This window comes from Rhodococcus sp. ARC_M5, from assembly GCF_022810405.1.
Lineage (GTDB): Bacteria > Actinomycetota > Actinomycetes > Mycobacteriales > Mycobacteriaceae > Rhodococcoides > Rhodococcoides navarretei.
The window spans coordinates 1-2,646 of record NZ_JALGQE010000038.1; the positions used below are offsets into that span (position 1 = coordinate 1).

The window sequence follows — 2,646 nt, forward strand, 5'->3', positions numbered from 1 at the left end:
TGTCAATGGACATCGGGAAGTGACCACAGGCGGTCACGAGAACTGCCCATGGGTGGCCAACAAGAACTGACCGGTGGCGGACACGAATCTGCCCATGTCGGGTTTGTCCGCCACCGGTCGAGCATCATGTCAGGTCAAGGGTTTGACCCCCTGACCGTGCAGGGCTTGGGCGAGGCGGACCGAATCGCCGCTGGTTTGGCATAGGTGCGCGTGGTGCAGCAGCCGATCGACCGTTGCAGTGGCGAGGGTCTTGGGCATCAGTTCGTCGAACCCGCTCGGGTGAAGGTTCGAGGAGATCGCGACGGACTTGCGTTCGTAGGCTGCTTCGACGATTCGGTACAGCCCTTCGGCGGCATCGGTCCCGACGGGCAACAGCCCGACATCGTCGATCACGACGAGTTCGGCGCGCACGATCTTCGCGATCGCTTTGCCGAGTGAGTCGTCGGATCGGTGCGCGCGTACGAGGACCCCGATCTGCTCGAGGGTGAACCACGCGACCGGCATCCCCGCTTGGATCACGTTCTGTCCCAACGCTTCGAGGAAGAATGTCTTGCCTGTCCCGGCCGGCCCGCAGACCACCAGATTCTCGCGGCGATGCACCCATTCGAGGGTCTGCAGGGCATGCTGGGTGGGAAGCGGGATCGATGATGCGTTCTCGTCCCAGACCTCGAAGGTCTTCCCGGTGGGGAATCCCGCTGCTTTGCGGCGGGCGGTCAGCATCGATCGTGCCCGGCCGGCGGATTCCTCTGAGAGAAGCGCTTTGACGACCTCGGCGGGGTCCCAGCGTTGTGCTCGTGCGGTGGCGAGGACTTCGGCGGCGATGGACCTGGCATGCGGCAGGCGGAGTTGCCGCAGCAGCGTTTCGAGGTCGGTGGGGAGTTCCGCTGTGACGGTGTTCATCGCTGACCTTCGTTCGTCTCGTCGGCGGTTTTGTGTTCGATAGCGTTGCTGCCCAACAAGTTCCATCCTGATGTGCCTTGCGTGAGGGAGGTGGATTCGGATGCGCCGCGGCGGGTGAGGTCCATTCCCTTCGATGCGAGGATCGAGTCGAGGTCGCCGGTGGCGAAGCGGCCGTGCACCGCTGCGTGCCCGAGTGCCCAATCGACATCGCCCCGAACTCCGAGTCGCGCGAGATCGACCGCGTGCGACATTTTCAGGTATATCCGTTCGGTGCCGACCGCGGCGGCTTCCTTGAGCCATGTCGCGGCACCTTCCCCGATCGCGAGGAATTGCTGTTCGGATACTGTTCGCGCGCGGACGCTGTAGTCGCCGGGGATCCTCGGGTGATGTCCGGGGAAGTGGGCGTCGTCGATGGCGGGGCTGCCGGGTGTGGTGCGGGCGTGCCGGGCCACTTCGATCGGGCCACCGTCATCGAGAGCGCAGATGACGACCTCATCTGTCCCGTCGTGCAGTCTGACCCACACGCTCTGACCCAATAGTGTTGCTGGTGTCGAGTATTGGCAGTGATCAAAGGTGACCATCGGTGTGTTGTCGGGGACTCGGCGAGCGACTCCGAGGACTGCGGTGTGCGGCATGTCGGGGATACCGTGCAACTCGGGTCGTTCCTCGGCGAGCATCTCGTTCGGGACGCGGCGGGTGGCCCGATGTACTCGGGCGTTGATCTCGGTCATGAACGCCGTGCACGCGATTTCGACGTCGGCGAAGGTGGCGTACTGCTCGAGCAGGTTCGTCTCGGTGGGCACGATGTCGGCTTTGGCGAGTTTGACAGCGTTCTCCACTCCGCCTTTCGATGCAGGGTCCGCCGGTTGGCAGGTCAGCACGGTGATTCCGTAGTACCGACCGAAGGTGACCGCGGTGCGATTGCGGATCGGGACGCCGGCGACGTGGCCGGCGGTAACGGTCTTTTCGTTGTCGGTGAGCAGGTAGGTCGGTGCGCCGCCGATGATGCGGAAGACCCGGTCCAGGCCAGCGAAGACGCTCGCTGCGGTGCGGTCGCGTAGTGGGACCACGATGCGGTAGCGGCACCAGGCCAGCCAGGCGACGAGGAGCACGATCTTGCGGCCGTCGACGACCGGGCCGTCTCCGAAGTCGTACTGCAGCCACAGTCCTGGTTCGGTGATCCATGGCCGGTGCACTCTCGTATTGCCCAGTCTCCATTGGGTTTTGATTTCGGCGAGGGCGCGTCGAGTGGTGCGGTCGGCACCGGTGTAGCCGAGTGCGAGAAGTTTCTCGTGGGCTTTGTCGCCGCGGATCTTGCCCTTGGATTTGGAGACCCACTCTTCGAGGTATTCGAGCCAGTCGTCGGTGATTTTGGTTCGGTGGGTGGCCGGTGGCAGGCCGGCGTCTCGGTCTTCGACGGCCTTTTTCACGGTGTTGTGGGAGCAGCCGCACAAGTCTGCGGCGGCCCGCAATGATCCGGTCAGGTCGTATGCATTGAGTATGTCCATCAGTTCTCCGTCAGACTTCACGTGGTCTCTCCTGCGGTGGATTCGATACGGACTAGGCATCGGTATCGAAACCGCAGGAGAGGCCTCCTCGGCGCTGACGCGCCGAGAGGATGGGTGTGGTCTGGGCAGATTCGTGGCCACAGGCGGTCACATTCGTGGCCGCGAGTGGTCAGTTCTTATCGGCCGTCAGTGGGCATATTCATGGCCGCCTGTGGTCAGTTTTTCATGGCCGCCGACA

Annotated in this window: 2 protein-coding genes; both read right to left on the reverse strand. The window is 63.7% G+C overall.

The annotated features are described in order from the left end of the window. Positions 1-129 precede the first annotated feature (129 nt). Entirely contained in the window at positions 130-900 is a 771-nt protein-coding gene (gene istB, locus MTX34_RS25385) for an IS21-like element helper ATPase IstB (protein ID WP_094665458.1), read from the reverse strand. Next, entirely contained in the window at positions 897-2,429 is a 1,533-nt protein-coding gene (gene istA / locus MTX34_RS25390; RefSeq protein WP_094665460.1) for an IS21 family transposase, read from the reverse strand. The genes istB and istA overlap by 4 nt, the downstream gene beginning before the upstream one ends. Between the last annotated feature and the right edge of the window lie 217 nt (positions 2,430-2,646).